Annotated in this window: 6 protein-coding genes and 1 pseudogene; 2 read left to right on the plus strand and 5 right to left on the minus strand. The window is 44.4% G+C overall.

What is annotated here, in order from left to right:
* Positions 1 to 124, minus strand: a 124-nt coding sequence (locus IM456_RS19050; protein ID WP_287705278.1) for a transposase family protein, incomplete at its 3' end; no start/stop codon positions are given.
* A 244-nt stretch (positions 125 to 368) separates the two neighbouring features.
* Here IM456_RS19050 and IM456_RS19055 point away from each other — a divergent pair.
* Positions 369 to 743, plus strand: a complete 375-nt coding sequence (locus tag IM456_RS19055) for a hypothetical protein (protein ID WP_287693033.1) — start codon at positions 369 to 371, stop codon at positions 741 to 743.
* Here the strand turns inward: IM456_RS19055 and cbiB are convergent.
* From cbiB to IM456_RS19070, 3 genes are read right to left on the minus strand one after another with little or no spacing between them, the layout of a single operon-like run.
* Entirely contained in the window at positions 684 to 1,664 is a 981-nt protein-coding gene (gene cbiB / locus IM456_RS19060; RefSeq protein ID WP_287693034.1) for an adenosylcobinamide-phosphate synthase CbiB, read from the minus strand. The genes IM456_RS19055 and cbiB overlap by 60 nt on opposite strands.
* A gap of 2 nt (positions 1,665 to 1,666) precedes the next feature.
* Positions 1,667 to 2,140: a GFA family protein gene (locus tag IM456_RS19065; protein WP_149987624.1), complete on the minus strand. Its 474-nt coding sequence runs from the start codon at positions 2,138 to 2,140 to the stop codon at positions 1,667 to 1,669.
* A complete protein-coding gene (locus IM456_RS19070) occupies positions 2,088 to 2,531 on the minus strand; it encodes an Rrf2 family transcriptional regulator (RefSeq protein ID WP_002783777.1) in 444 nt (147 codons plus the stop codon). The genes IM456_RS19065 and IM456_RS19070 overlap by 53 nt, the downstream gene beginning before the upstream one ends.
* A gap of 300 nt (positions 2,532 to 2,831) precedes the next feature.
* Between IM456_RS19070 and IM456_RS19075 the strand changes: the two genes are divergently transcribed.
* Positions 2,832 to 3,221: an AbrB family transcriptional regulator gene (locus IM456_RS19075; protein ID WP_002798186.1), complete on the plus strand. Its 390-nt coding sequence runs from the start codon at positions 2,832 to 2,834 to the stop codon at positions 3,219 to 3,221.
* Between the two features lie 200 nt (positions 3,222 to 3,421).
* On the opposite strand, the pseudogene IM456_RS19080 reads toward IM456_RS19075, so the two are convergent.
* Positions 3,422 to 3,569 (minus strand): annotated as a pseudogene (locus IM456_RS19080) (transposase); the annotation flags it as partial.
* Between the last annotated feature and the right edge of the window lie 279 nt (positions 3,570 to 3,848).

Here is a 3,848-nt window from a genome sequence, read left to right on the forward strand (position 1 = left end):
AACCTGAGTATCCTAGCATTGTTCCCAGTATTATTACTACTAATACTATCCATAAAGGGTGTCTTTTTCCTTTATCTTTCCGAAAGTCCTTGACTTGTTTCAGTTTTTCTATTAAGCTCAACATATATTTAAAAGTTGCCAGTCACTCCTCATTTTACAAAGACAGTGATCGCTTTTACTTTTGATATTCTGATGGGAGAATGAAACAGTCCTAGGGGTTGGGGGGGTCTTGCCTCTTGCAAGAGTGCCTCTTGCCTCATCTCAACAGGCAATTTAAATACGCGGGCAGCTTATTAGATTTCTTTCCCCTACACTTTGAAGTGGGGAATGTGGGTTAAAATTGGCATAACTCGACCATCGCCTCGACCATGTTCTTTTTTGTCCTCGGCTTCAATCTAGGCCTAACTTTATTTAATTGCTTTCTAGTCTGGAAATTGTGGCAATTGCGGCGGATTTTAGGGCGAGTGACCAAAATTTTCAATCGGATGGAACGACGTTTACACCACATTTTTTACCCCGCCCCAGAATATATTATCATCGCCGGGGCAAAAACCTATTATCTCAGACAAAACTATCAACGTCTCTGCGGACAGATACAGATACTGCAATCCCTATTCTTGACCTTCTCCCTGATTATCCGTTACTGGCAGCGTCAATCCCGTCAACGCCGTCGCCTGTGGTCGCTACAATTGAGCAAAATCTCTAGCAATCAAGCAGCTAACAGCGATCGCCAGCCAGAGTAATACACAAGTACGAGTTAAATTCAAAGCCTGTTCGACGGTTTTGACGGTAATCGGGTTGAGGTTATCGCCTAATAAAGGTTTTTCCACAATCTGGCCCCGATATTGATTTTTCCCCCCCAATTGCACCCCCAAAATCGCCCCATAGACGCATTCACTCCATCCAGAATTAGGACTAGGATCCCGACGGGCATCGCGCCAACAAATGCTTAAAACCCACCCTGGCCGGCCCGAAATCAGGGCGAGAGTTAATACCGTCAAACGACAAGGTAGCCATGTCAAAACATCCTCGCTTTTGGCACTAAACCAACCAATATGGGTGTAGGGTGGCCGACGATAGCCAATCATCGAATCGAGGGTACTAGCGGCTTTATAAGCGCAAGCGAGGGGAACTGGCCCCACCCCCAGAAAAGCACCGAGAAGGGCATAAAAAAGCGGCGCGGTAACTCCATCCACACCATTTTCACTGACGGTTTCTAATAGGGCGCGGAGGATTTCTTCCCGGCCGAGATTATCTGTGTCGCGACCAACGTATAAACTTAGTTGGCAACGAGCTAAGGTGATATTTTCCGCTTGTAAAGGTGCGATGACTGTTTCGGCAGCCCTGCGTAAACTTCTACCGGCTAAACAACTAGCCAAGAGAATCATTTGTACTAGGCAACTCAGCAGCAAATTGACCTGACCTAACCATTGGATTCCTAGCCAAGTTAAGACCCCGGCCAAGATAATTAAACCTAGTCCCAGAATTATGCCCGCTAAACGTTGGCAAATTTTTTCCCGCGTCCAATTAAGGATAACTTTTGTGGCAACGGCAATAATCGCCCCCATCACCTGCACTGGATGAATCCATCCCCAGGGATCGCCGATCAGATAATCTAAAACCGCTCCTAATACTAAAATGATCGCCGTTGCCGTTTCCTTCACCATTACTCCCTTTTGCCATCGATAGCCCGAATTTTCTCAATATTGTCTTCCCAGTTAGCCCCATCAAAGAACTGGATCTGAAAATCGCCTAAGACATTGCCATCCAAACAGCGCAGGTTTATATCTATAGCGTCAGGATGGGAGCGGGGACGATAGAAAGGATGAATACCACAAACACGACAAAAATAATGTTGGGCCGTGTGGGTATTAAATGTATAGGTACTTAAGAAATCTTCACCGCTTAGGAGGGTAAATTGTGCTGAAGGAACAATCAGATGCAGAAAGCCTTTTTTCTGACAAATCGAACAATTACAGTCTAGAGCTTGATCATGCTCGATCGCCACTTGAAAACGGATCGCTCCACAGTGACAACCCCCCCCATAAATCTTTGCTTGTGTTGTTGCTGTCATAACTTCTAAACTACTAAACAATAAAGCTGGTTTCCTCTCCCCTAGCGGCGATCCAGCTACGCGCATCGTAGTATAAATCCGCTAAGGTAATCTTCCCTAGGGCCTCTTTTAATTTCTCGTGTAGGTGTTTCCAGATAGTAAATGTCACCCAATCTTCTGCCTGTTCGTCCCTGGGATGATAGCCTGATAATGGCTCGATCGTCTCTCCCACCGCCTCCAAAATTTGCCCCAACGAGATCCGATTTGCCGGCCTAGCCAATTGATAACCCCCTTGCGCTCCCCTAAAGGAGCGAACTAACCCCGCTCGTCGCATTTCTATCAGCAATTTCTCTAGATAAGCGGCCGGGATATCTTGACGCAGGGCGATCGATTTTACCGATACGGGAGTTCCCCTAGGTTGTAAACTAAGATCCAGCAAGGCTTTAACACTATAGTGACCCCTAGTTGTTAGCTTCATTATCCCTCATTTTTACCTCTTGATATCTATCCTACCCCCTGCTCTCATTGATGACAGAAAGACTAACCTCCCTTACCCCGGCATCTCGATCAACATTGATAAATTCTGTTAAGATTTTGATCGAGAGATCCCGTGTAATCAATTACAATCAATTTCCTCAAGCAAGTGATAATTTTTAGTTTATACCGTGTAAGATGAGTGTAGAGATCAATCGTAACCCGATTGTTTCTGGTCAGGGGAAGCAATTCTCCTTGACTAGCCTTGATGACCCTAACCTTTACTTATCTGCCGCGAACTTAAATGAACAAAACTACCAATCCAGAACCCCTGACGGGCCTCGAACTAATTGAGAAAGTTAAACAGCTAGGCAACCTCAGCAAAGAGGAAAAAGCTCGGGAATGCGGCTACTATACCATGACAAAAAATGGTATTGAACGCGTTAATATGATGAAATTTCTCAATGCTTTAATCGATGCCGAGGGAATTGACTTAGATAGCAGTGCCAATGGCCACGGACGAGGTGGGCGCTCGGCTAGCTACCGGATCAGTGTCCAATCCAATAATAATCTCCTAATCGGTTCGGCCTACACCAAAAAAATGGGACTCAAACCGGGAGATGAATTTGAAATTACTTTGGGGAGAAAACATATTCATCTCAAGCAAGTTGGCGCCAGCGACGACGACGAATAGCAATAATTAAGGAGAGAGCCGTTTAACTCTCTCCTTGCCATTAGATAGGGTCTGCTGAAAAAGGCACTCCAGGAATCGTGCTATTAAATGCCAATGATTGGTCACCCAAGTGATAAGTTTTACTTGGGGTAAACTGCTGTAAACATAATTTTTATCAAACACGAGTTCACGTCTTAGTTCATTTGTTCGCAAAAAAAGCAAGAAAGACAAAAAAAGCCCAAAAAACTGCCGAAGCAGTTGGGAAAGATTGACAACCAAAAAGATAATAGCAAGCTCAGTTTCTGAAGTTTCAGGTAGTTTTGTCATGATCAGATTGAAATTAAATCTTCTCTTAGCTTGTCCGAATTTTCTGGGGGCATCTCAGTTTTGCCAAAATACCGACAATCAACAATGATCGGTCATCGAAAAACTGGGTCTGAAACCCCGCCCTTTAGCGATAGCGGAGGGCGGCTTTATATCTGAACTTCCCCCATACATATATACCACAATAGCCGAAAACCCTTATCCATCAATGGATGCACCCCCTTAACTTTTCTTAATGTACCCATGTAATTTGTAACATTTCTTAATGGACAAGAATTCTCTCCATTTGCTAAAATGATAGCCATGTATATAGAAAAAGTTCCT

The organism is Microcystis sp. M079S1 (assembly GCF_020246425.1).
GTDB lineage: Bacteria > Cyanobacteriota > Cyanobacteriia > Cyanobacteriales > Microcystaceae > Microcystis > Microcystis aeruginosa.